Consider the following 26567-nt stretch of genomic DNA (forward strand, 5'->3'; position numbering starts at 1 on the left):
GTTATTCACCTCCTACAAGAAGCGAAGGTCGCTGACTTTCCACCGCTTCTTCACGATGATTGCGAACAACCACATACAACTCAGTCTTTTCGCCCGGCAACAAGATATTGCGAGGCCAGTAGGCGCTTGCCACTATACCTGGTGCATTGCAGGCTATCTCACTGGCTTCTATCGGCTCATCGGCAAAGCTTTCAACCAGTCCTACATAGACGGTGAAGTAATGTCCCGTCACAATTTGCCCCTGTTTAAAACCAAACTTTAAGCCAGGCTGAAAACATTTCGGGCTTGTGTCAGTTTGGCCAGCTAAACGGATGTCATAGCCTTGTGGTAACTCATTTAGTGCAAGGCGTCTGAGTAAATCACGTAAGCTATCGACGTATGGCTGAGCCGTTTCCCAAGTGGCGGCTTTTCGGTTCACGACGCCCTTAATAGGCCACTGCTGACCATCAATAGCTAAGGTGATTTCACGCGGTGGAATACGACGAGGTACTAAGGTGACAGATAATGCGGGAGCTTCCTGACCAGGCGGAGTGATGTAAAGTGAAACCGGTGATTCTTTGTCCGTGGCTACATATACAACATTCCCCTTGATTTGCGTCTGAGCATCACTGGTTGTTCTCACCTGAGGCGATTCAAACGGCGTCACAATCCGATTCAGATGACCAAGTGCTACAGGGATCAGTTCATTAACCCCCGGTGTCATCAGTAGCATTGTTGGCGTATCCGCTGCAACCGAATTGCTTTGAACCGGTGGATTTGCAGTAGCAGACTGCTTCATCACACTGGCTGGTACAATCGGCAATTCCACGTCTGCATAAGAAGCTTGAGATAACAGGACGCCACTCAAGCTCATTGCGATTAAGCTTGGTATCATCCATCGACTAATTTTGGTTCGCATCATTCACCCTCCGGTTTTGCTCTTGGGTCAACTTTTCACGAACTCGCTTCGTTCTAGCTTGCCCCTCATACGTATCCATCCAACTGAGCTTTGGACGGTATTGCTCAATATCGATGTCAAACTCATAGGTGCGAGTTTGGCGCTGTTCATCTCCAGATGGTCCAGAGACCAAGGAATAACCGGTCACAAAGACATGGCCGGTTTCATACTCATACTCCACTTGTCTGGGTTGGAATTTGAGCGTGACTCGGTCTTCCCGGATTTGTCTTGCCTGAATCTCCAGTGCATCGACCACTTGCTGGTACACCGCTGGAGAAAGTAGCGGCTCAATAGCAACCCGGATAAAAGACACATTACCCGGCGTCACGTTGCCCATAAGCTCAGCCAGGTAGAGCCCCCAGGATTCCAAGTAAGGCTGAGTAGCCTGGTTTCGTGACACTTCAGCCGTTTCAGACAAGGTTGGCGGTTGAATGGCTACCACGGTATTGCGAGAAAATGCCGCTACCGCAAGCAGCAAGTTAGATAGCACCAGCACTGCAATCAGGAACCGTTGCCATCGGTTCTCTAATTGCGTGCCTTGCCATGATTTTAAAAACACGTCGAACTTCACGGCAGATAGCTCCTGATAAATGGGTTAGGGATCGTCTTGGCTTTGGTTGGCAACAGTCCGCCCCAGTAGATGGCGTGAAGAATAAAACCATCTGGGCGGCCATCACGAAAACGCCGATAGAGCTTGGTTGTTACCAACCCCAACAGGCATAAAACCAAGGCATTACCGGTAAAAATGCCGATCACTAGCCCCAACAGAATGGGAGCCATCTCATCGGCACTCCAAAGCAGGAAGTGCGGCGGGTCATCGATATAGGATGGAATATTTACAGGTTCCATAGTCACTCCTCGTTGTTTGAATTGAGAAGTGAAGGATGCCTCGGGATTGGCAGCTTCAGTGGTCAGCTAGATGCCGAATTCTTGAAGGTTTTGAGGGTTCTAATCAGACAATACTAACAATTGATCTTTTTGATGCGGTTGATATGATGGGGATATTGGTCGTGTCGAGACCAGCTGCCCACTTTAGCAAACCCGGACGGGACGACATGCATATCAAATTTATTTTTTGCTTAGGTTTTTTCTGCGACCTCGGCAGTGGGCACCGTATTCGCTAATAGGAGAAACTCAATGCAAATTACTAAAATCATTTCCTCTGCCTCGGTTGAACGTTTAAAGCAAAAAGCACGAAAGCTTAAACGTGAAAAATCCATTACACACACTGAAGCACTCGATGAAATTGCAGTATCTGCTGGTTTTAATCATTGGCATCAGGTTGTACAAGCTAATGACGTACTGAAACCATCAGAAGTGGCATTATCTTCTGGATGTGTCATGGCTTTTGATGTCAAAGATGGTATGGATGTCGATACCAGTGATGGGGTTTTAATTAAAGACCACTTATTGGAGATACTTACTGAAAAGCAGCTATTTGAAATTTATGCCAACTCCCCTGATGAGGACGACGAACAAAACAGGCCGCTAAAAGAAACGCTATCGGATTCAGAGCTTCATGAGTATTTTCGAGATGATTGCTCATTCATGTACTTTCGTCTTGCCGAGCCTCATGCAAACAAACCGTTAAAAGAAGTATTGGCTCTTATACGACAGTACTCTTTTTGGATGCCTCAATATATTTGGCTTCAAGGTCACCTTATTGATACTTATCATTTGCCTGCTGAAGACGAGAACGGCAATACCGTTGGCGTAAGGTTTTAGCTCTACAAGATGAGGCCTGATGGGCCTCATATCTTCTTCTGCAAGTGACTTAACGCCAACCCCGCCATCAATGCCAAACCGATGATCAGCGACGGTAACACCACAGGAGGAATAGCCAGCGGGGCGAACAATCCCATAAACAGTAAGATGACACCTGAACCCAGAATTATCATGCTATAGCGGTGAATGATAGGGCTCGAAAAATCAAAGGTTGTCTTCTTAATCTTCCAGGTCATCAAGCCATCCCACAACGCCGGTAACATGAGAATAAGCGCAAAGGGCAACCAGACCATCAGCAACGCAAATCGAGTGAACACTTGGTACAACACATCAAAAAATGCCTGAATACGGTCTTCTACCCAGACAAACCAAAAGCCTCCCATGTTCTCCATCCCTTTAGAGCGTAGTCGCTGTTCTTCAGTGGGGATTAGAAAATCTCGCACAGATTGCTCCATCTGCGTATCTACAACCCATGATTGATACCAGCCATGGCTAGTTTGACCAATCCAATAGCTTGTTTGTGCGCCCAATTGATTTTGGATCATCTGCTTCTCTTTACTAATAACCCGGCCAGTCCAATCACCGGGCACTAATACGCCAATGGCAATAATCTCCAGCATCAGTGCCAGACACAGCAGCCAAACCGACTTATGCTTGCTCATGCCAAGCATCCTCTTCTACTCGCGCCAGCATGGCTGCAACGGTTGGCGTCATAATCCGGGCTTTAATCACTTGTTGAAGCCGCTTTGTCGTCGTATGACCACTTTCATAACGCACTGCGATGCGACCTTCAGCCAGATACGCCATTCGATTTGGACGATTACGAATCCAGGTGTGGAAATACACACCTTCCACAGCGGCCCACTCGAAATGGTCAGGATCACGCAGGCGAATCCCTGTTAAAGCACTGGCGGCAGTCCAGGTCAGTGCCTCAATGAAATGCCACAGTCGGACACTGTCATCATCACAACTAACTTCTTCATAACTGCCCAAGCCATTACACAGACACAAATCAAAGATGGAATGGCCATCTAACGTGAACGCATCCGTTAAGTAGTCCGCCAAGCAAAACACCGAGGCCAAAGCATGAGGCCAGTCGGTTTCAAGTAGTCTTAAGGTTTCCTTGAACTGAGGGTTATGTTGCTGCCACTGAGCGAGCATTTCTTTACTGGTAAGTGTTGTCATTTTCAGACAGACAGAATGATGCATACAGACTCCTTATGCTGCCTGTGTAGAGCTGGTTAAAATAGGAAGGCGACCCTTAATCACGCGTCCACCTGAAAGCTTGGCGATGTACTCCAGATTGGGGAGCTGGCCTAATAACTGCGGTGGAAACATATCGCCTTCTTCCTCCATCAAGCGTTCGCCATGATTGCCGGTAAACAACGCGGGGCTGTCCGAGTTGGACGACATACCTTGAGTTTGCATGATGTACTGCAACCGAGTCTTAGGCAGATTGTCGGTAATGTACTGCTGTGTTTCGGCGTCCATCACCCGAAGGGCTATCAAGTTGTTGATGTTACCTAACACCTGGCGAGCCTTAGCTTCGCTGCCTGTACGAGCGGCAAAGTCAGCAAAGGTCTGAGTAGCAATCACACAACGCATTTTTGCGCCACGGCCTTTGTTGAGCAGTTGAATGAAGGGATCGTTGACGACCTCAGCCGCCTCATCGATGAAGATATTTACGGGACGATTTTCAACACCATAGTTATAGCGGTCACCGGCCACGGCGGTGAGATCGGATAAAAGCAACGAGCCAATGGCGCTGCCAACCATGGCGTCGGTTAAGGAATCCAACCCGATATAGGCCACTTGGGCATTGTTGATAATACGGCCAGAATCCGTAATTAACCGGCTGTCATCCACATCGTTTGCAATCGGTGATAGCAATGGGCCTAGTTCACTTGATGTGAGCATATTGAGTACCGGCATCAGTGAGGCCACCATCTTGGAATAGTGGGTTCTGTCATGCTCAAACATGCTCAAAAGGCCTTCCAAATCGGTATTGGCGGCAATGGGCTGAATGCGTTCGTAGTAAAAAAGCAGCATCGCCATGGCTTGTTTAGCCAAGGTATTGGCCTTTTCGGTAAAGCGCTTGCTCTCCACACTAAAGTTCGGATACACCTGCTCCCCCCAAGCCGTGACGGCTTTTACTACCAAGCCTTCTGGGCCACCTTCCAAGAATCGTCTCAGTGTTTTCAGATCAGGACGCTGTGAAGTAAGCAACAAACCTTGCACGATGTTATTCAGTGCCATTTGGCCAAAAGCTTTAAATGGATCAGCACCGGTTTCAGATGGAATTAATGCCGCAATTCGGCTGGCGATTTCAGTACCCCGGTTAAAGTTTCTAAGGGGATTAAGCCGTACCGAATGCTCAGGAAAACCCGGATGAAAATACACAAAGCGCTCAGGACTACCGGCGGCAATACAGGCTCGCAGCGCATTATCCTTAAGTTCTTTGTCTCCCTTAGGATCAATAATAATCACGGCTTCATTGCGCAAAATGGCCTGAGTGATCATCGCATCAAAGCATCGGGTTTTTCCGGCACCGGTCGTGCCGACAATTAAGGTATGCCCCTCTGTGTGACCAACTGGCTGGTAAACATCTTCTTCTTTGGGCTCGACACCATGAATCCAGGTCGAACCCATTTGTTTGCCGTGACCTTGGTTAAGCAAGGTTTGCTTATCCCGCTTTAGGATTTCATAAGCACGTTGGGCATGACGTTGGTCCCACTCAAAGCCATACCCTAACCACAGTTCATCTGGATGTTTTGTCATCACCTTTTGCAAATGCGACAGCTCCATAAATGCCAATGGCTTGCCTTTTAGCCCCTTCTGCAACTTATAAAGACGGTAAGCCTCAGGCAGGCGATACAACGCCATGCCCGAGGAAATCCCTGTCATCCACCAAAATGGTTCGGGCGGTAACTCTGTCAGCATTTCTGCGGCAATCGCCCCAGTGGCCCCAACCAGCCAACCTGCTGCTGCCATGGCCTCATAGTTCGTGCGCCAGGGCATTTCGTATGCGTTTTCTTTCATTCATGCTCCGCAAAATAACCGTTTACAATCCGCTTAACTTCAAATGGATTAACGTTTAGCGTGAGCGGTAAACAGAACCGTTTCCCCCTCATCAAACTGGCATTGGTCACTGGCCGAGATCCCCCGAAGCAGCTGTCCGGCTGGAATGCCATGCTCATTGGCGACTTGGCGTAAGGTTTGAATCGTGACGCGAATACCATCGGCACTATGATCCACGTCTGGGTAATCGCCATCGGTCAGTAAGATGGGCAAATCTTTCACAAAATTAACCATCTGTTGGCGCTGCGCGTGTTTGGGGTCTGTACTTGAGTTCGCATTGGACGCAATCGGCTTTTGCTTACGCTCCGCTCTTGTGGCGGGCTCTTTTGCTTGGGCATTGGTTGTCTTAGTTCGACTCGGACGCTGTGAAGCCTCTTTGTTCTGAATTGCTGTCACTGATTCTGCGTCTTGATTGAAGAGGTCTATCAGTGCAGTAAGCCCTTTAGAAATCGATACTTTCAGCAGTAACCCTTGCTCCTGAACTCCATCATTTGTAGTCACAGTTCTGGCTTTACGCGTCGGGTTTGCCGGATCTAGTTCAAGCCAATCTAATCGACTGAGTTCAGCAAGCAGTTTTCGGGGGGCACACCAGGGTCTTACTCCATCGGGATAGCGGATCAGTATCTGTTCACCAACCATAACCAACGCACTGCTGGCCTCTGGGAGCCACGCCAAAGGTCCAGGGAGATTAAATGCGTCTGCATCGTGCTGGTTTACGTTATTTGAGATAGCGGCGTTGTTTGAATCGTTAGGCTTTTCACATCCATCACCCGGATCATTTTCAGTTGCCTGGGGGCTATTAACGTCGCTTGCACGACTGAGTTCATCATCTTGTTCGGACGAGTTTGTCGATGGCGACTCAGACGAATTGCCGTGTTCGATTGATGATGACGCGTCAGCCAAGCCTGGCTGCTCACTGGAGCGACTCTGTGGCTCTGCTTGTGTTTGCTGTGTTGCTTCCCACTCAGATTTGCTAAACAGTCTCACGCTACTTGGTACATTCGAGCTGAACAATAAATCGGCCTCAACTATATGTAGCATAGCTAACCAGATTGGCTTGTCGTCTTTGATCAGCACTTCAGGGGCAAGGCTTTCATATCGCTCATTCGAGGCGGATTTAGTGGCCAATCCTCGCTCAATGAGGATGTCCGCAAGGGTATCGGGATCTCTTGGGATGCCAGGTATCTTGTCTTTGGCCAATAGCTCAATGATGTCCTTAGCCGCGCTTTTCCAAACCAGGCAAAGATGGGTTGATTGATTCGATTTTCGTAACCAGACTCTGGCGTCTCGCTGATTGACCAGCCACTGGGAACTGGCAAGTAATCGCCTCATGGCATCAAGTAGATAGCGTTCGACTGGGACACCAAGGGCATTGTCGTCAACGGAAATTCGTTGAGCTTTCAGGTCTCGCTGTACACTGGTTTGGTCAGCTTCAATAACCAATTTAGACAGGACATGCTCGGGATCGGTATTGCCAATTGCCTCCAGCATGGCTTGCAAAATTTCAGGACCCGGCTGGGTTAACCAGGCGAGCAACTCAGGTGTCATCACCCGGTTTAACACCAGAATTGAAAATTGCTCGTGTCGCTTGCATCGTCCGTCGCGCCAGCGAATGAAATAGCGTTCAATGCTGTTATTAGTGGTCCACTGAGATAATGTTTCTAAAAAAGGATTCCACTGATAGCGTCCATCTTCGTCTGTGATGGACAAATCTGAAACAGGCTTACCAATATCATGGAACAAACCGCCTAATGCCGCCGCAACACGCCACCTCGGCTCTAGCTCTTTTTTCTCAACCGGTGTGCCACTGGCAACAAAGATGATCCCTTCAGCTGCTTGTACCGCCCAAAAAGCAACTTCCAACGAATGACGTAATAAACCACCAGCGCCACTGTGATGATGATGTTCAGAAGCTGGCAGCAAGTGGACATAAGCAGCCAGATGGTCAATGCAGGGCTGAATTAGCCTTTGAAAATCACGCTGGTTAAAGCCAAGTACCTGGCGCAGTTTGGCAATTAGTTCGTCTTGTGTGGACTGCAAATCCTCGGGGGACGCAGCTGGCAACCCTTTCAGGAATGGCGGGTAGCGTGGAATTTCTGCATCGAGTTGAGATGACAGCTCTGGTAGTGCTTTGGTTTGAAAAAATAGGTTTTTGAACATAGTGAACCTCCGACACTATAGTGTGAAGGTTCTTTAGCAACTGAAGATGTTAGATAGCCGAAAGAAATATGCATTTATCTGGAGTGGTGCGGTTATTATCTGAATTCGGGCTTGAGAAGAAATACGTCTGACGCTTTTTGACAATCGCTTTGACTGCGCAGCCTATGTATCACTTCTCGCCTCTACTTCCTCAGCAAAAAGGTTGGCGGCAGAAGCGAATTGCTTGCACAAAAGCTCAAATTCCTCGCAATAGTTTTTCTTATCGGAACTAGTAGAAAGCACTTTATGATCTGCTTCGACACGATATTTTGCGATGTTTTTAATTACTTCAGACAGGCGACTTGTAAGTTTCATCTCACACTCTACTAATTCAAGCAATTGTAATGCACTCAGGGATCTACCACTGCTATGAATAAAATCGCTCTCAGTTTTCCCAAACTTAGCTTGTAGAAGTCCCTTCAAGGGTTGCGGCTTCAATGAATCAGAACCTATGATTTTGTATAATTCGCTACAGCTATCCGCTAACGCTTTGTTAGTGTTCTCTACTGGCATCCTTAGATGTTCATTCTCAAGGCGTCCAAAGAGAGTAAGTGGACTGAATTTTGAATTTAGGATGCGAATAGAATCTTGAACTTCCTTTAAGGGTTTGGGGAACTCGACCCAGGCGCCATCATAGGTTCGGGCTGCAAAAAGTCTCAGGTTTTCATCTTTTGGATCAAGGTTCGGTTTGGCAATTTCATGAGCATGCCAGTGCCTCTGCTCAGAATCAGAAAAACAATAAAGATCTTTGTATATAGCAGTAACAAATGTACTAGAATCCAGTGTTCTTCCCTTCCCAAATCTAACATCGATAAATCTATCAGAGGGAGTCTGTGATTTTGTCCTAATATGGCCGCCTGCCGAAGAATCGTCTATTTCGTACCAATCCACATGGCTAAAATATCTAGCCAACACTTCTACTGAAAAGTAGGGCTTTGTTTCCTAAATCGATTCAGCGAGCAAAGCTCCTCATAATCGTTTGAATATTAAACTACACGGTAAGTTTCAGGCATGCCTAGCCCAGTGAGTTTGTTCAACGCCTTTATCATCGCGTAAGTTTCTCCTACCTGACCGTTATAATTTCGCAGGCTCAATCTGCCACCAAGTAGTTGCTTCACTCTGTACATTGCTGTTTCTGAGATTGACCGCCGATGATAACCATACCGTTTTTTCCACTGTTTATTTGAACCATGAAGCTGTTGCCAACTGACCGCTAAGTTACGCGGATGACCTTGTTCCCAGAGCGCGGCACCTTCCCTCGGTGGAATGAGTACTAAAGCCCGTTTTCTACGAACGGCATCGTGACAGGCTCTTGTGTCGTAAGCACCATCACCTGAGATATTGCGGATTTTGCGATGGGTTTGCTTGAGCAAATTCGGCATAACTTCAGCGTCAGTGACACCGGATAAACTCAGTTCCGCTGCAATAATTTCATGGCTATGGGTATCGACAGCGATATGCAGCTTACGCCACACGCGGCGCTTGCCATCTGTGCCATGTTTCTTCACTTTCCACTCACCTTCGCCATAAACCTTCAAGCCTGTCGAGTCGATAGCCAAGTGCTCAATGGTGCCACGCGTCTTGGTTTTAAAAGCAATCTTGACGGTTTTAGCGCGTTTGCTGATGCAAGTGTAATGTGGGCACGAAAGCGGAATATCAGCCAGTTTAAACACCGAGTTGATAAAGCCTTGTAACGCTCGTAGTGGCATCGAGAAAACACGTTTAACCATCAGCGCGGTGGTAATGGCTAAGTCGCTAAATACGCGTGGTCGACCTTTCCTTGGTTGCTCGGCCTTAGCTTTCCACTGGGCGATAGCGTCCTCATCAATCCAGAAGGTAAGTGAGCCACGATTGATCAGGGCTTGATTGTATTGCTTCCAGTTGATTGTTTTATATTGAGGTTTTGACACGATTGATGGGCGAGTTGATGGGCTATGTCGATCAGATCACCAGCTATGGTTTTAGTTCAACTGATTTAGGAAACAAAGCCGAAAAGTAGCACAAAGCAAGTTGGTGTTCTCCGCACATTAAACGCCTCTTAAACTCAGGGGGTTCCATGCGGGCATTTCCGGAGCTATAAAAATACTCAGTCAACTCGTCTCGACTAGGGAAAAAAATGTGAGTATTAATTGGTGTGAATGAAAACTTTTTGCTGCTACCAGAACTGGGAAAACTAATAAGGCTAAGTTCAACGTTTGCGTTCATCGATCCCCTGCCAGCTTGCACCCAAGACTCCACAATTCCCATAGCATTCTCATGTGAAATATTAGCCTTCTCAGCAAGATCTATTGCGCTCACACCACCAAACGACTCTCCCCAGGCCTTAATCGCTTCGGTAAAGAGTAGGTCTTCTATATCTTCCTTTGAGGACACGATGCTTTCCTTATCACATAATGTTTGTCGGAATGCGGAACTTTTTAGTGCAAAAAAGGCCGCAGCCAAAAAGGTCTCGCCGAGCCAGTGAATGTTTATCCTTCACTGGAGTTGGCTATGAAACCAATTTAATGAAAAATTCAATAATAAATAAACTGTGGTCATACTTAGGGTTGTTATCAGTATTAATCAGTGTAATTTCGCCATATCGTAGATCCTGCACATTGCTATAATTTTCTATAATGTAGGGTAAGACAGCTTTTCATTGTAAGACTGGGCATCATCCTCCCAAACTAGCCGAACAACATGCTTTCGTTTCGTTTGCATATGAACAGCGGCTATTAGCTCAACGGCTTGATGCTTTTCGAGGCTTTCCATCGGAAATTTGTCAGTCACTTCTGATTCAATAACTAAATCGTTACCTTCGGGGAACTCAATTCTGACGTTTCTTGCAGTAGCAGCACCTTTATTCCAAACCTTAAGCCGATACTTACTGCTGCCAAGTTTTATAATTGATGCACCAAGGTCAGCTTGCTTTCCTTTCAGAGCATCTTCATTTTCTTTTTCCAAGAGAATGGTGTTTAACTTTTCCTGGCTTTCGACAAGTGACTTCTGCCTCTTATTAAAGCTGACCGTTTGCCATGTTGCGTAGCCAGATAAAAGGAAAGCTAATCCAGCTATCACATCACCTGCATCAATAGTTACCGGCATTACTTAATCCTTATATTCTTGCTACCAGAAAAAGCCTTTTTCAAAGATTTTCGTAGTTCGTCTTGAACGTCTTTTAAAACTTCTTCCTTGATTTCAGAAAGGTGTTCATCAATATTTTCGCTATTCTCTTGAATAAGCTCATCTTTATTGAACTCTCGGCCACAAGATGCACAAGCCATTACTTGTATTGTTTCATCGCAACCGTCTTCATAGGAAAAGTCTGAACAGCCACAAGTCGGGCAAAGCAAGCTTATACTTCTATTCACTGCTGTCCCGTTAACTTTCAAAATAAACATGCCTGATATTGATTAAGCGGCCTCGGATTCATCGGTTCTCCCCTCAGTAATGCCATTAAATCTCGTTTCTCAAATAGATTGAGCTGAAGAACTCTGAGTATTTGCTGCAGGCTTAGCCCCAATTTTGATTGAAATTTCAAGAATGCGAGTAGTAAGTAAACACACATAGCTCTGAAGGATCCCCTCATAAATCAGCCATAGCATAGCCATATTTGAGCAACTGATTGGCGAATAATACCCAGGCCGCCAGCAATTCTTTCTCCGTGATTTGATAATCAGGCCGCCTGAGTACCTCCAATCCCAAGCGAATCGTTGAGAGTACCGTTCGATGCCCAATGGTATTGGCCTGAAAATGCTTATCCCAGCCCTGTTGCTGTGCGTGTAAACCAACTAGCCACAACAGGCATTGAACCATCAACGCTATCAGTAGGATGATGTCGAATCGCTCTGGACTGTTGGTACGACTTTGGCGTAAGCCAAAGCCGTATGCCGGGCTTTTGAGGTCACGAAAGGTTTCCTCTATTTGCATACGTTTGGCGTACAGGTTTACCAGCTGCTTTGGGCTCCGAGATTCTGGTGGTAAATTGCTGGCTAACACCCAAGGCTCTTTCGCCGATGTTGAGTACGTTTTTGCCGATGGATGGTGGCAATTAGTCCTCGTTGAACGCTGATTTGTACGCCCCTTAGGTTTGCTACGATAAAGCGTGAGATGGCAATTGATAGGGTTAGTTTTGGTCAAGGTCTTACAACCCAGGCTCTTCGCTTGACCGTTGGCCAAGTCATGTGTACTGCGAACTGCACGCCAATTTTCAGCGCCAATATCTGCAAATTGAACTGTACCGCGAATACGGCTTAGCCAAAACCAACCATGCGCCTCAACCTCTTTGTACCAAGGCACTTTGAACCCCGCGTCAGTCACGATGAGAGGGGTAACATGCAAAGGTAAAATCTTGGCTAAGTCCGCTAAAAAACCGTTGTGGGAGGCCTTAGAGCATTGTTCTGATAGGGGATAGGACTTCTCATACAGGGTAATAGAGCGGCCGTTGAAGGCTATTGAGGCGCGCAGAGCCATGATGCGTTTATGCTCTCGGATGTCTGACCAATCGACGAGCACAATCGGCATAGGGTTACCAGAACAGATGAGGCTGGCATGCCATTGGTAGACAGCTAACCGTTCTTGATGCAGATGCGTGTTGCCGAGCAAACGATCAATGCGCTTGATGTTGTGCTTGGTTCGGGCCGTGGTTGGTAAATTTCGACCTAACTCAGTCAAGGTCAGTGTCTTACATTCAATCAGCGCCTTAGAGGCCAGCATCAAGCTGTTTAATCGTTTTAGGTGAAGTTCTGGGCAGTATTGGTGTAAAGAATGTAGTAGGATATTGGCTTCGCGCATCTTGTTGTCCAAGTGTAGTTTTTGGCGAAACCATTTGATCATGCAACAAGATGCGCTTCCACCCTAATTTGATGATTTATTTGTAAATCATCAGGGGATTCTTCAGCACATAGCTATCCATATTTGAGTCAGAACTGCATTCTTGCTAGTGCCGATAAACGATTTGATTTTCAGGTTCTGTTTGATCCATTTAAAGAACAGCTCTACTTGCCAGCGTGCCTTATATATCTCTGCAATGGTCTTTGCGCTGAGTGTTCTATTGTTCGTCAAAAACACGTAGCGCTTACCGGTGACATCATCCCTATAACCGATACGACGAAGTGCTATTGGACACCGCTCTGAAGTCACTGATCCGGTAAACTGGATAACTTGATCTGACGTGATACCTTTCGATTTATCGACATCTTGACGCACTAAAACTCGATATTTTGCGTTGCTCTTTAACCTCGTAACAAAGAAAATACCGTTGTTATTCAGGTGGTTATACCACTTGTAGTCGTTGTAGCCTTTATCCACTGCAACAATGCTTCCAGGTGGGAGCTTGAGTGCTCGTGCTGCTGTAATGTCATGCGTCTTACCATCTGTAATGGTTATAAATTCAGGCAGGTATCCGTTATGGTTCAAGCCAACGTGCAATTTAATGGCTCCTTTCGTTGACCGAAACTCAGCCCATGGGAAGGCTGACAAGCACAAATCAATCGTGGTGGCATCTAGTGAAAATAACGCATTCTTAAATCGAAAGTTATGCTTCGGAGAGACGGCTTGACAGCGAGCTAACACACGACCAAAGAGAGCCTCATAAAGCGCATAGGGTTTGTCCTCGTTAATGCGAGCTAAGGTAGTACGTGAGAGCTTCACCGTCCCTATGTGGTACAAGCGATGCAATTGTGCTGTCATATTTTCGACGATATCTCGAAGACTGCTTCGTCCTGCGAGCTGAGCAATGGTTAAGGTCACAAACTGTGACCAGCGTGAAGCTGTTCGGAAAGATCGACCCTTATGATGTTGCTTAGCGAGGCTCTCAAACTCATGTCTCGGAATAAATCGAAGCAATTGATGGATAACTGTATTATTATGACTCACGGTCTGTTTCGCCTCTGCTTTGTAAGGTTTTGTGGTGAAACGATTATAAAGTATTGCGCGCAAACAGACCTTCATTTTCCGAAGTTAACGGGACAGCAGTGACTTCTATTGTATTTTTCAGGATTCATGCAATTACTCCGTCATGTCAACAACCATACTTAAAATATAACCGCATGAGTGAGCGACATTTAGACTCAATCTGCTGACTCAATTTTCCAATTATTGTTATGTAACTATAAGTGAGCTGTCAGCCAGATGAACTGACAGCCCGATATAAAAACGGAAACAACTAACCGCTTACGACTTCCATCAATTTCGAGTAACTCGTTACAACATCATATTTGACGTTTTCACTCGTGATCTCTGCATTAATTTTTTCAAAGAATTTCCTAGCGCATTCAATCTTGCGATCTTCTATGCCACGCAATTCAAGCGAAGACATCGTTCCTTTAGTCTCAGCAATAAAGTAAATGTGTTTAACACTTCCTTCTTTGAAAGAAATTGCCCAATCAGGGTTGTAGTCGCCAACAGGCGTCGGTATCAGAAAACCACGAGGCAGTTTTGCATAAACCACGACTTCTTTGCTTGTATCAAGCTCGGTAACAAAGTCCCGCTCAATGCCTTGTGAATCAACGACAACATAATCATAAATATGCTTATTAACGCCACTAACGGCTTTTGTCATATCTGTGATTTTTTGCTCTGCCGTGAATATATCAACATCATAAGATTCGTTCGTTGGATCATATGATAGCTTCTCGATAATCACAGATGCCTTTTGCTCTTTCACAAGGCGTGAAGCCTCAGCTAGAAAATGCTCAGGGTTCTGCTTAAATTGTGCAAATACTACAGGTTCTATACCCATCAGAATTTCAGCGACTGTTTTGCGAGTCAGCACACAATTTTCAGCCAACTTACCAACCAAGTCATAACGAACAGCAGAATGAATGCTCGATTGATGAGTTTCAGTCTCAGTGTTTTTCACCTTGAAACTTTGTCCAGCTTTGAGTTGTTCGTCGGTAATGCCATCCAATTGAACACCATCTTGAATGGTGTATTGAAGAGGCGTTACCTTAAGTTCATTGTTGAGAACCCGAATACAATTTTTAATCAACTCAGATGAATCAAAATCAACCTTATAAACCGCTTTGCGATTGATTTTGTGCCAAAGCTCCTGAAACTCTTTTTTATCAAAATTAGCATTCAAAGGATTGTTTTTAGGTTTACGATCATCACCAACACCTGGCAATTGCGCTTCACTATAAACACCGTCTATCAGAGTCAATATTTGCTCTCTATAAGGCTCTAACTCAATAGGCATTGGCGCTAACTGTCCACTAGCCTTAGCCTGGTGGAATGATGGCGCAATTGAATCGTCAGCTTCATTGGTATAATCATTTTTAAGCAAATACTTATAAATTTGCTTAGCCATTACAGGTGTTACTTCTACAGGTCCATCAGCAGTTGTAATTGTCTTACCCGTAAAATAAGCTTCATCTGCTTTTCTAGGTCTCGCTGAAAGAGACTCGCTGATCTCTTTTTGCAGATTCGTGACAAAGTCTTTATAGCTTTCACTTGCAATCACCGACAAGACATTAATTTCATGCACAGTTGCCGGATGATCTTGTCTGTCACCATGTTTATTGACGGCCAGACGTAAACCACGTCCAACTTCTTGACGACGAGAGATAGTATTGTCGCTGTGTTTCAACATACACATGACAAATACGTTTGGATTATCCCACCCCTCGCGCAAGGCCGAGTGTGAAAAGATAAATCGAGTAGGCTCTTCAAACGAGAGTAACTTTTCCTTATCTTTTAAAATCAAATCATAGGCATCTACATCGTCTGATAGGCCGGCATCTTCACCACGGACTTTAAAGCCGGGGTTCTGAAGACGATTTGATTTCTTATCAATTGAGAAGTAACCATTATGCGTTCTAGAGCCTTCAATGGCCGATAGATAGGCTTTATAGGCATCAGTCTGCTCACTTGGTAAAAGAGACAACTCATCAAGATACTCCTGTACAAGCAAAGAGTACTCTTCTTCAAAGACGCGAGCATAATCACCTTTTTCATCGGCCTGAGAGTAGTCTCTATACTTTGCGACTTCGTCAATAAAAAAGAGAGAGAGAACTTTTATACCCTGGTTAAAAAGTGTTTTTTCTTTTTCAAGGTGCGCTTTAATTGTCTCGCGGATCTGTATTCGGCGAATGGTCTCTTCGGTCACGTCTCCCGTGGCATCGCCCGCGGTTAAAACATGGCCATTTTTGAATTCAACCGTGTCGTTAATCGCGTTGACATCAGTAACCACAAAGTCACGGTACTGGTCCAGACCATTGCTAAGATCAAAAAGATTATCGCCCTTAGTAACCTTCTTGGGTATGCGTTTAATGCCATTTTGTTGTTTAACTTCGATCTCAATGCGAGCCACTGGCATTTTTTTCGAGATCTCGATGGATTCCAAATATAGATAGGCTGTCGTTCCCGCCAAGCCTTTTACTGAAATACCACGAACGGCAATTTTCTTAACCAGCTTATTGTTATAAGCGTCAAGCGCATCCAGGCGATGCACTTTATTATGTGTTGTCTTATGCGTGGCCGAATATCGAAGTACCATCAGTGGTTTGAATTTGGCTAAGGCATCTAATGTCTTCTTGCCTTCCATCTTCTGCGGCTCATCCAAAATCAGGATTGGGCGGTTTGCACTAATAACGTCAATAGGACGCCTAGACTGGAAGTCATCCAACTCTTCATAAATTCGTCGATTGTCTTTTCCTGACGCATTAAAGGCTTGAATATTGATGACCATCACATTGATGCCACTGTCAGAAGAAAAACTCTCTAACTGGTGCAATTGTTTCGAGTTATAGATAAAGAACCGGGCCTTTTTACCGTCGTAATTCTGGGCAAAATGCTCACCTGTGATTTGCAGCGACTTGTAAACACCTTCACGAATGGCGATGCTAGGCACAACTATAATAAATTTGCTCCAGCCATAGCGCTTATTCATCTCAAAGATGGTTTTGATGTAGCAATATGTCTTACCAGTACCGGTTTCCATTTCAACATCGAGATTAATCTTAGAGCTGGAATTGCTTATTAACGCTTCTGAAACAGGGAGGTTCTGTCTACTTTGAACACCATGGATATTTTGCAATAGCTGCGATTCAGTGATCGCGAGTTCAGCATTTTTAAAACCGTCTTGGTCGCTCATATCCCAGCCAGCATTACCAAATTTATCTTTGGCAACACCTGGATCGATTCGGTAGGTAACTCCCGAAGTATTAGGTTGCCCCGCAAAACAGTCAACAACCGATTCTACGGCAACAGTTTGATAAGGTTGGACTTTGAACTTTAACTTCATACTCCCTCCTTATATCGCTTTAACTTCAGTATGTGGGGACACTTGCTTGAAAATCTGCTCGGCATTAATTTTTACTGCATCAGACTCAAAGCCGTCATCACGGAACACTACGCGAAGTGGTTCTTTTGTGGCTAACTCTTTAATCAAAGCTTCATTTATGCGCAGGTCAAAACAGGCCACCAGTGCATCATCATCGACAAAGAATACCGATTTACCTTGAATCGTTTCTTTTCTAATTGGCAAGGTTAAATCGACGCCCCAATCAAGTAGAACCTGGAAAAGTAAATCTTCATCAGTGCGGTCTGCTTTAATATTATCCACCAATAAGTCTAACGAACCCTGAGTAACTTGATCTGGAGAGTAGTAAACATCTGCCATATTAGATGTATCCACTTTAAGTACTCGGAATCCAACGTCCTTATTCCAGTCTTTGTGGCACTCGCCTGCTAATATTTTTGCGCCAGCTCGGCGGATACGTTCCTTGGAAATTTCTGCAATTGTTTTATAGCCTGCTTTATAAGCCTCTGACTTTTTGTCACATTCTTCAGGGAGCTGAACCATAATAAATTTTCGGTTACCGCCATCTTCAGCATTAAGATCTGTTACTGCATGAGCAGTTGTGGCAGAACCGGCAAAGAAATCTAGTACAATCTCACTTTCATTCAGCCCTATCCCTAACAAGTAACGTAATAAACTTGTTGGTTTTGGATTACTGAAAATATTTTTCCCAAATAAACTTAGGGTTTCAGAACTTCCATCACTTGTAGTTCCCTTATCAAGCACAAGACTGCGGGGTTTTTTCCCTTCAGGCATACGCTGCTTAAACATGACGCTCCAACCGTCAGTCCGCTTTTCAAACTTTATTTCACCATCGTCTACATCCTTTTTGAAACGAGCTTCAGATCGAAGCCAACTTAATGGATTTCCATATCCATCATTTTCTAAAACTGTTCCATCGGGACAAGTTATTGCATAATATTGCTTACCTGACTTTCGTTTGAATGTATCCCAGAAAAACCTACCGCGCTCATCCTCCTCTTTGTACCTTTTCGCATAGTCATCTGAAAATGACTCGAATAATCTTGGTAATGATTGAATATTTTTCGCATAAATAACCACATACTCATGCTCTACAGCACAATACTTAGCATCATTACCACCACCTTTTTTATTTTGCCAAATAAAATCAGCTATAAAATTGTCAGATCCAAAAATCTCATCAGCCATTTTTTTTAGATTTGATATTTCAACTTCATCAATACTTATAAATATCAACCCATCATCTTTCATTAGATTGCGTGACAACTTCAATCTTGAATACATCATAGAAAGCCAATCAGAGTGAAAGCGGCCATTTGATTCAGTATTCGTAATCAGACGTTTGCCTTCTCCATCCTTTTGATTCGACCGTTTCAAAAATTCATCAGAGTTTTCAGAAAAATCGTCTTCGTAAATAAAATCCTTGCCTGTGTTATAAGGCGGGTCGATATAGATCATCTTTACCTTACCTAAATATGTTTCTTGCAACATCTTTAGTGCATCAAGGTTATCACCTTCAATAAAGAGGTTTTCAGTGGTGTCAAAATTGACACTTTCTTCTCGACAAGGTCTCAAGGTCTTGGCAATAGGTGCATTCGCTGTTAGTAGTGCTTCTCGCTTACCGGGCCAGTTCAGCTGATAGCGCTCTTGCGGGCCTTCAACGATTGAATTTGAAAGCTCTTGTTTAAGTTGGTCAAAATCAATGGCTAACTTTAGCTCTCCGTTAGCTCCTCTTGATTCCGTCACGCAGTTCGGAAACAACGCCTGAATTTTCTCTATGTTTTGCTGCGTCATGTCGGGGCTGTGCATCTTTAATTTATCCATGTGTTTTACCTTTTGCGTGATGCCTTACATATCGCCGTCATATTTGTCGCGGTAGCGTTGTTGACTGCGTTCATTCACCCCAATCACATAGAAAAACTATGCTCAGGGGTTCACTCACTTGTCGCCTAGCTACCACACCAACTATTTAGGCCATAATGAAAGCGGGCACTATTTAACTGATTGAAATTGTTTATTCTTTATGCGAGTAACTCTTCAAGCTCGCACCTTAAATTCTTTAACTGCTTATTGAGCTCAACCTTTCGGTTAAACTGTTTCTGAGCATGAACCTTCTTCTTATATTGCGAGATTTGCTTTTCCAATGCCTGAATTGCCATCAAGCGTTCAATGACCTCTTCAATACTCTCGGCGGTTCGTTTGGGTATGGGTAACAAACGTGTAAGAAGCTTTTGATACAGCTGCGCCATATCGATTGCAGTTGGCAAAACCAAAACTTCAGAAGTTACTGTTGATGCATTACCTAAATAGAACATTTCTGAGAACAAATAGCGGCTACAGACCCATTTTGACTGATCATTTTCTGCCTTGCGCTTATGGCAAGCTGCATAGTAGCCTTGTTCACCACTAGGCCCCCATACCTCAAATAGAATGGGAAAAGGTATGGCCAAATCAATCGCTTTTAGTACGCTGTCGTCTATTGAGTCACCTTTAAGCTTCACACTGAAAACCTGTATTTCACTGACCTCACTGGTTTGAGGAATATTCAGTGTGCTAGGCGATAGCTTGTAAGCCCAAAGGATTTGCTCTACTTGCTCTACAAAAAGTGACTTCAATCCGGCGCTTGCCGCGCTGTGCTCATATATTTTGTTCTTCGGCACGACTCGACCGAACTTTGCTTTGTCAGGAAATATCCAAGGTGAGTTCATAAACTAGCTAACCTCATCCTGAGCACTGTGTTCTATCAGCTGCTTTTGCTGGATCACAATAAATGCTAGCAATTCAAAGTCATCAAGCCCTGCAAATGTATTCACTAAAGCTGAGGTAGCGCCACCACTGAACAAACTATCAATATCTTTTTCTTCCTTAACTTCAACCATGCTTTTTATGGCATCTGTTAGAAGGTGAGAGTAACGCTGCATATCTCGACCGTCTTGTGTTAGGCGATTAAATAACGCACAAATCTCACTGAGCGGCTCTGTTTGCCCTTTACAGCTACTGCGGATTAAATCTAATAGTCTCTTTACCTCAAAATGATTAGCGATGATGTGCCCCTCATTCGATACATAGACAAGGTAATAAGGGTGGAGCCTGTTTTGCAGATCTCTATCGATACTGTTATTGACGTTTTTCAGCGCAAACACCACGCCAGGCAATAACCCTAATTCAGGCTTAGCTTCAACCACCGCATGCATGCCACTTGGTGCGTTTCTTGGTTCGCCGTAGAGTTTCATTAAATTAAGTAGGTCCATCCGAAATTCGTTTAGACCTAGATCGGTGATAGAGACCCCCGTTTTTAAATCTTCAAGCTCAATGACTTCTTCTTGCAGCTTCTTTAACTGCTCTTTACGATACGACACATCGTTAGCTTGACTACTTAAGACGTTATCATCACCGGTCGCTGTCACGTCAACAATCGTCATTCGACTTTCAACACGTTCTTTTAAGTTGATGTACTCATCCAGCGATATATCAGGCCAGTAGTTAACTAACTGAATACATTTATTCGGCGAGCCAATACGGTCAACTCGCCCAAAGCGCTGAACAATCCGAACTGGATTCCAATGAATATCAAAGTTAATTAAGTAATCACAGTCCTGTAAGTTCTGTCCTTCAGAGATACAGTCTGTAGCAATCAACAAATCGATTTCAGCGGGTTCGTCAGGTAATACACTTGCTTTCGATTTGGAAACTGGCGAAAACAAGGTGAGCACTTCTTGTGTGTCGTAACCTTTTCGTCCGGTTTTTAAGGTGGTCTTAGGTAAACTGGCACCACCAGTGATCATCGCAGTATGTATTCTATGCTCGCTTAGCATCACAGGTGACAACTGTTCGTACAGATATTGAGCGGTGTCAGCAAACGCCGTGAACACGATAATTTTCCTGTTCCCAGGATTTATCGGATTATTTATTTTTGCAGCAATATGTGACTTCAGATGCTGCAACTTAGCATCTTCTTCTGGCTTAATTTTGCTAACAGAATCTAGTAACCCTTTGATCAGCTCCAAATCGCCATCTAAATCCTGCTGCCAGGATGGAAGATCCATATCCATCAGCTTGATTTTGATCTTGTTGCCGATTTCCATATCGTGATAAGAAGGCATATCGTCTTCATCTGCTTCAATAGACTCTAGCGCTTCAACCAGACTGCTCACTTCAGTTTGCCCGTCTCGCTTATAAAATTCGTCGATAATGCCAAGAACACGAACATGGTTATCATGGAGAGATTGCAAGGTGCTTCTGAACGAGTATACGGAGCTCTCAAGACGCTTTAGAAGGTTCGTTGTCATCAATGCAACCAAGCTTTTTTCACGGTCGCTTTGCTTTAACTTACCTTTTCCGCCTTCAACTTGCGTGTCATACATCTCCTCGTATTTCTTCAATCTACTCGGGAGGATATAACTCACTGGCGCATAAACAGATAGCTTGAGTAGCTTAAGCTGTTCAAAGATCTCATTCAGGCTTACTACATCCGTACGAGTAGTAAGCGGACAATGAAACGAGATTGGCTTGTTACGTTCAGGGAAATGGCCAATATCTGTTGTGTCGTAGAATGTTGTGATGTGCTTTCGTGAGCGAGCGATAGTGACGCTATCAAGCAGTTCAAAAAAGTCAAAATCTAAGGCATCGAGTATGGCTTTAGCTGTTCGCGTCTCTGGGTCGAGTTTGGACCAAGCGTTAAATGCGGCTTGTGCTTGGTTAAAGATCTGTTCTACGCTTTTTGTGGTTTTAAGATGCTTTGTGAGATTGCTCGACTCGCCTTCATAAGCTAACGCGAGCTGGTTTCTCAGGTCAGTAAATCTATTATTCACTGGTGTCGCTGATAGCATTAGGACTTTGGTTTTCACGCCAGCTCGAATAACTTTATTCATCAGTTTCTGATATCGGGTTTCTCGATCTTTCACTGCATCGTTATTTCTAAAGTTATGCGACTCATCAATGACGACCAGGTCATAGTTACCCCAGTTGATTCTATTCAATGGAGTACCGAAGGATTCGCCTGAGGTTCGGCTCAAATCTGTGTGACACAAAACATCGTAACTAAAACGGTCTTTAGCAAAGATATTTGTCTTTAAGTTTCGATTAAAGTTGAGCCAGTTATCCGCTAACTTTTTCGGACATAGAAGCAGCACAGATTTGTTTCTGAGCTCGTAATACTTGATGACGGCTAACGCTGTAAATGTTTTACCAAGACCAACACTATCAGCCAGAATGCAGCCGTTATAGGTCTCTAACTTATTGATAATCCCAGTCGCGGCATCTTTTTGGTAGTTAAATAACTTGTTCCAAATCAAGGTGTCCTGATAGCCGGTTCGATCATTTGGTAATACATCCTCTGTAATATCATCAAGAAATTCATTAAAAATATTATACAAAATAATGAAATAGACTTTTTCGGGCGAGTTTTCTTGGTAGACAGATTCTATATGTTCGCAAATGGTTTTAGTAACATCTTGAAGTTTCGCAGGATCTTTCCAAATTTGGTCGAATAACTGTAAGTACTGCGCTGTGAAATTTGGCTCATCGATTTTTTGCACAAAATTCGAAATAGCATTGCCTCGCTGATACCCTAGATCAACCGCCGTAAAACCGCTAACCGGAGCAAAAACTGCACTCATGGCTTCTGTTTGCTGCCTAGACGCTTCCGTCACAACAAACGACTGCATTGGAGAATCAGTTTTGTTTGATTTGAATGTCGCTTTCTTTCTGATCCAATTTGCACACTCTTTAGCGATCGCTTTTTGAGTGAGCTTGTTCTTTAACTGTATTTCAAAGTCAGTTCCGTAAAGGCTGCGTTCTCGCCCAGCTTTGGGGATAAAGAACTCTCGTTTTTCTTTTTTGAATTTATCGGTAACTTCATCTGCGACAAAAGTAGGTGATGTGAAGATGAACTCAAGTGAGTCTATCTTCGCTAACTCCTTTTTGAGAGCCTCATACGCATAAATAGAAAAGCAAGACGCAGCAATCTTTAACTTTGTATTCGGTGTCAGCGTCTGTTGAAGCTCGTCACCTAATAGGTTGTTAAGGTTATCGATTATTTTCATCAAAATTTATTCCCTGCGCCAAGTTCGGTTTTGTGCATTAGTTACCAAGTTCTTTTTCAATCCCTGGAGCTAGCATGATGTTTTTAACTCCATAAAGTGTTGCTCTGTTCTTTAAGTACAATTGAGCTCCACCATCTTTGAGTGTGGCGTCGGTAGAACAATCCACATTCCATTGTCTGAGTAAATAGCCTACCGTTGCCGCTCTAATCTCAATCTTTAAAACGCCACCTTTCATGCCATAGTCCAACTCTATCGCTTCGCTGTGCTCAATACGAGGATGCGGCACTAACTCTAGCTCTACAAAGCGATTCCATTGTCGGTCTTGGGTTTCGAGCTCCGTTTCAGACAAAGTCGAACCCTCAATCACAACCGCTGCTTTAATGCGGGTCAGCACAAAGTCACGGAACTCGCTATGCTTGCGGTCAAAACCACGAACATGCCAACGCAGGCCATTATCCACCAGTGTATGCGGCACAATTTCACGCGTAGTTTCACCACTCGATAACGACACATAGGTGATACTCAAGGCTTTGCCTTTGTGAATGGCCTCGGTGACTTTCGCTACTATAGATAAACTGGGCTTGTTAAGGTGGTAAGGTGCTTCACAAGCCAGTGGTGGTTTTACCTTTCCAGTAAAGCCATCGCCGTACCCTTGGCTAATGGTTGCCAGTGTTCTAACAACGTCATAGTCGAACAATGGGGCAAAAGCTTCACCACGCTTATGCAATTTGAGCTTTTGGTCATACTCAATGTTGCCTGGCGCAAGCTCTCGGTAAAGGGTGAAGTCTTTCGTTGCTTGTGCGGCGGCTATGCTGAAGCGATCGACTAAATCCGCCCGTACCGCTTCTCCCTTAAACAATAAGGTGAAATCGATGTGGGCAATGCGATCCCTGGTTGCTTGTGGCAACTGCGCTATCTGCGAAAGCCTATCTGGCTTCGCCACTACCGTTTGTTTCAGACCATCATTTGTCATGCGTCTTGTTTATCCAATTCAACCAGTTTCTTAAAAATTCTGTTTATAAAGTAAGGACCGATATCGCGTAATCACATTGAAAAGCATCACTCAATGCTGCTCTTCATCCGCAATGACTTAACAATCTCTACTGGTTGAAGCTGGACAGATGGCCATAAAACACTGAATAGGCTTCAACCTAATTAATTTTATTAGGTATCATCCTATCACAAATTATTTTGTAGGGAAGACTAAGCGGCAACTTTTTGATCTGGATTGCATTTGCCGCTCAGGTATGGGCGTGAAGGCCTTGTTTTGTGCCAATGCTGATAGCCGCGTTCAATGCGCCACCCGAACCAGTGGAACCTCGATGTTACCGCGATGAGATACCCCTTTGTCCGACTCTGTAGACATCAGGGCTCGTTGCTCACTTTCCCGAATGCGCCTAGCAACTTCTGCCTGGGCTGGTAGCAATGGCAGCATCCCTTCAGCAATCGCGTCCGGGGCAGACTCTTGGCCACAGGACATCAAGTACTTCCATGGATCTTTAAGAAAGCGCTCGAACGTGATGCCAAATTCAATGATGCGGGCAGAGACGAAGATTTCGCCCCAGTATTCAATGTAGGTGTCTTGGTACATGGAAAGATTCCTCTTGTTGGTTATATACCCTGCCTACTTGCAGCCGCAGCGGTGTTACCTGTATTCGCTCACCCCAATCACATAGAAGATCTATGCTCATGGGGACTCGCTCACTTGCCGCCTAGCTGCAACACCAAGTAGTTTGGGTATAACGTAAGTTCACTTTCCATTTTCCAGAGGTTTTCAAATATGCAAGGCTTACCTTGTAGAGAGCTACAAAGCTTTAAATCGATTGCGGGCATCTTTGTAGTCATAGTGGGCATGTTCTGAGCCACGATGGTACAAATCATCCAGGTAAGTTTGTTCCTGCGGCAACTCGTCTTCGCTGATTTCGCGCCACCAATGTTTGTTGGCACCTTTAACACCGTCATGCCAACGGTAACCACGCTCTTTTAAATAGTCCTTTACGTCAAACGGCGCACCAAACGCACGAACTAACACAGTTCGCCTGTCTGCTTCAGACAACAAGTTTGCAACGGACTCGGGCAACAAATGAAACAACCAGGCCATCGCCAAACAATCGGTTGCAGCTCGATGTCCTTCATAAAACCAACCTAAGCGAAGCAGCAGGTACTCAAGCTTTCGACTTTCAAAACCCAGCGCCTTCCAATCTATGCCACTGGCTGAACAGGCCCAAGATAGATGTCCTAATGCAGCAAACCGCTTTTCAAAGAAAGGACGATCAAACTGTGCATTGTGTGCAACCACCAGCGGATCATCGGATAACCAACTCGCTACCAGTGAATCATCAATGTGCTGGCCTTGCACCATCTCATCAGTGATACCGGTTAACTCGGTAATCAGCTCGGGGATTGGCTTGCCGGGATCTTCATACAAGCTGATCACATCAACAATCGACACAATCTGCTTAGCAGAGGGGCTGTAAAGCACCTTAACCATACCAAGCTCAATAATGGACTCATCATCGGCAGACAGTCCGGTTGTCTCTGTATCGAGCAGCACCATCGGTTGTTCATCACCGACCAAAGGAGAGAATTCAAGTGGCCAGGACTGCGGCTCACGCGTTAATGGAATACGCTCCAGCAATCTAAAATCTTCTGGTCTTTCTAGGATATCCGCGAGGCGCTCTAGCGGAAATGGCGCTGGGGCTCTTGTCATTGATGGTTCCTCTTCAATTCTATTGTTCGCTTTAGGTGATTTCACTGTGCCACAGGTTTTTCTAAATGCACCTTGGATACCTCAGCGTTTTTTTAATCTTTCTACTGGGTGAACCCATGTATGAAGGCTTTGGCTAAGCCTTTCAGAAAGCCTTAGCTAAACCCTTTAGGTAACCCTTACCGATACCCTTTACGTATGGCTTAGCCAACCCCTTTTCAAACGGTTGCAAAAGGCTTGAACTGAGTTCGACTGAGCATTTTAATGGTGCTCCTGACTTCGCTTTAAGCTAGTAAATTCAATACGAAGCAGAATTTTACTAACTGTTTTTAAACCCTTTGCAAAGGGTTCAACAAGCCTTGTCTGACGGTTACTTGACCCATGCGTTAACCAGTAGCAGTAACAGGATCAGTAACAGAAACAAGAGCAGTAGGCAGAAGCAGTATTATCCAAGCCTTGCAGGCTTTGACGAGGGCGAGCGATCCCCACATCAAGCTTATCAACACAAAAAAGAAATCACCTACAACACAGCGTCTTACTCGAACAACTACAGTTTTACCTACAATTTTACTTGTAGAAATCAGCATAGCAGACCGTTCTTAGCGATATGGCCTC

22 protein-coding genes and 1 pseudogene are annotated in these 26567 nt (G+C 44.7%); 1 reads left to right on the forward strand and 22 read right to left on the reverse strand.

Translation table 11 applies throughout. The features are described 5' to 3' along the window. Position 1 precedes the first annotated feature (1 nt). From CEQ32_RS10235 to traL, 3 genes are read right to left on the reverse strand one after another with little or no spacing between them, the layout of a single operon-like run. Positions 2–898, reverse strand: coding sequence for a type-F conjugative transfer system secretin TraK (locus CEQ32_RS10235; RefSeq protein ID WP_020743644.1), 897 nt, complete (start codon positions 896–898; stop codon positions 2–4). Beyond that, positions 882–1508: a TraE/TraK family type IV conjugative transfer system protein gene (locus CEQ32_RS10240; RefSeq protein WP_000667170.1), complete on the reverse strand. Its 627-nt coding sequence runs from the start codon at positions 1506–1508 to the stop codon at positions 882–884. The genes CEQ32_RS10235 and CEQ32_RS10240 overlap by 17 nt, the downstream gene beginning before the upstream one ends. Further along, positions 1505–1786, reverse strand: a complete 282-nt coding sequence (gene traL / locus CEQ32_RS10245) for a type IV conjugative transfer system protein TraL (protein WP_011788474.1) — start codon at positions 1784–1786, stop codon at positions 1505–1507. The genes CEQ32_RS10240 and traL overlap by 4 nt, the downstream gene beginning before the upstream one ends. A 288-nt stretch (positions 1787–2074) precedes the next feature. Between traL and CEQ32_RS10255 the strand changes: the two genes are divergently transcribed. Further along, positions 2075–2662, forward strand: coding sequence for a hypothetical protein (locus CEQ32_RS10255; RefSeq protein WP_011788472.1), 588 nt, complete (start codon positions 2075–2077; stop codon positions 2660–2662). A gap of 26 nt (positions 2663–2688) precedes the next feature. Here the strand turns inward: CEQ32_RS10255 and CEQ32_RS10260 are convergent, their stop codons facing one another. From CEQ32_RS10260 to CEQ32_RS10345, 19 genes and pseudogenes are all read right to left on the reverse strand, one after another. Continuing rightward, a complete protein-coding gene (locus tag CEQ32_RS10260; protein WP_000033753.1) occupies positions 2689–3324 on the reverse strand; it encodes a DUF4400 domain-containing protein in 636 nt (211 codons plus the stop codon). Beyond that, the gene (locus CEQ32_RS10265; RefSeq protein WP_088585957.1) at positions 3311–3871 is read right to left on the reverse strand and encodes a conjugative transfer protein; all 561 of its coding nucleotides are present in this window, start codon (positions 3869–3871) and stop codon (positions 3311–3313) included. Before CEQ32_RS10265 ends, CEQ32_RS10260 begins: the two co-directional genes overlap by 14 nt. Positions 3872–3880: 9 nt before the next feature. Further along, positions 3881–5701 carry a conjugative transfer system coupling protein TraD gene (traD, locus tag CEQ32_RS10270; protein ID WP_088585958.1) on the reverse strand — a complete coding sequence of 607 codons (1821 nt, stop codon included), beginning with the start codon at positions 5699–5701 and terminating at the stop codon, positions 3881–3883. A 48-nt stretch (positions 5702–5749) separates the two neighbouring features. After that, positions 5750–7900: a MobH family relaxase gene (mobH, locus tag CEQ32_RS10275; RefSeq protein WP_122040758.1), complete on the reverse strand. Its 2151-nt coding sequence runs from the start codon at positions 7898–7900 to the stop codon at positions 5750–5752. 162 nt (positions 7901–8062) lie between these two features. Beyond that, complete coding sequence (locus CEQ32_RS10280) at positions 8063–8830, reverse strand: hypothetical protein (RefSeq protein ID WP_146128717.1); 768 nt, start codon at positions 8828–8830, stop codon at positions 8063–8065. A 95-nt stretch (positions 8831–8925) separates the two neighbouring features. After that, positions 8926–9849, reverse strand: coding sequence for an IS5-like element ISSpu11 family transposase (locus tag CEQ32_RS10285; RefSeq protein ID WP_069455281.1), 924 nt, complete (start codon positions 9847–9849; stop codon positions 8926–8928). Between the two features lie 43 nt (positions 9850–9892). Further along, complete coding sequence (locus tag CEQ32_RS22965) at positions 9893–10312, reverse strand: hypothetical protein (protein ID WP_192959158.1); 420 nt, start codon at positions 10310–10312, stop codon at positions 9893–9895. A 237-nt stretch (positions 10313–10549) separates the two neighbouring features. Continuing rightward, positions 10550–11023 (reverse strand): hypothetical protein, encoded by a 474-nt coding sequence (locus CEQ32_RS10290; protein ID WP_088585961.1) that lies wholly within the window; start codon positions 11021–11023, stop codon positions 10550–10552. Next, positions 11023–11319 (reverse strand): ECs_2282 family putative zinc-binding protein, encoded by a 297-nt coding sequence (locus tag CEQ32_RS10295; RefSeq protein WP_122040759.1) that lies wholly within the window; start codon positions 11317–11319, stop codon positions 11023–11025. The genes CEQ32_RS10290 and CEQ32_RS10295 overlap by 1 nt, the downstream gene beginning before the upstream one ends. After that, a pseudogene (locus CEQ32_RS23100) lies at positions 11307–11489 on the reverse strand (hypothetical protein); the annotation flags it as partial. The gene CEQ32_RS10295 and the pseudogene CEQ32_RS23100, both read right to left, overlap by 13 nt. Positions 11490–11503: 14 nt before the next feature. Next, a complete protein-coding gene (locus CEQ32_RS10305; protein ID WP_088585542.1) occupies positions 11504–12712 on the reverse strand; it encodes an IS4-like element IS10A family transposase in 1209 nt (402 codons plus the stop codon). Positions 12713–12814: 102 nt separating this feature from the next. Further along, positions 12815–13858 (reverse strand): IS4 family transposase, encoded by a 1044-nt coding sequence (locus tag CEQ32_RS10310; RefSeq protein ID WP_192959159.1) that lies wholly within the window; start codon positions 13856–13858, stop codon positions 12815–12817. Positions 13859–14084: 226 nt separating this feature from the next. Beyond that, positions 14085–17162, reverse strand: coding sequence for a type III restriction-modification system endonuclease (locus CEQ32_RS10315; protein WP_088585964.1), 3078 nt, complete (start codon positions 17160–17162; stop codon positions 14085–14087). A gap of 9 nt (positions 17163–17171) precedes the next feature. After that, complete coding sequence (locus CEQ32_RS10320; RefSeq protein WP_088585965.1) at positions 17172–19025, reverse strand: site-specific DNA-methyltransferase; 1854 nt, start codon at positions 19023–19025, stop codon at positions 17172–17174. A gap of 197 nt (positions 19026–19222) precedes the next feature. Beyond that, the gene (locus CEQ32_RS10325) at positions 19223–19909 is read right to left on the reverse strand and encodes a DUF4391 domain-containing protein (RefSeq protein ID WP_088585966.1); all 687 of its coding nucleotides are present in this window, start codon (positions 19907–19909) and stop codon (positions 19223–19225) included. A 3-nt stretch (positions 19910–19912) separates the two neighbouring features. Beyond that, a complete protein-coding gene (locus CEQ32_RS10330; RefSeq protein WP_088585967.1) occupies positions 19913–23245 on the reverse strand; it encodes a helicase-related protein in 3333 nt (1110 codons plus the stop codon). A 37-nt stretch (positions 23246–23282) separates the two neighbouring features. Next, the gene (locus tag CEQ32_RS10335; RefSeq protein WP_032481052.1) at positions 23283–24218 is read right to left on the reverse strand and encodes a WYL domain-containing protein; all 936 of its coding nucleotides are present in this window, start codon (positions 24216–24218) and stop codon (positions 23283–23285) included. A gap of 318 nt (positions 24219–24536) precedes the next feature. Next, on the reverse strand, positions 24537–24836 hold the full coding sequence (locus tag CEQ32_RS10340; protein ID WP_032481051.1) for a hypothetical protein: 300 nt from the start codon (positions 24834–24836) through the stop codon (positions 24537–24539). Positions 24837–25049: 213 nt separating this feature from the next. Next, entirely contained in the window at positions 25050–25955 is a 906-nt protein-coding gene (locus CEQ32_RS10345) for a 3'-5' exonuclease (RefSeq protein WP_088585968.1), read from the reverse strand. Positions 25956–26567: the final 612 nt, after the last annotated feature.

Source organism: Shewanella sp. FDAARGOS_354 (genome assembly GCF_002209245.2).
Classification (GTDB): domain Bacteria; phylum Pseudomonadota; class Gammaproteobacteria; order Enterobacterales; family Shewanellaceae; genus Shewanella; species Shewanella xiamenensis.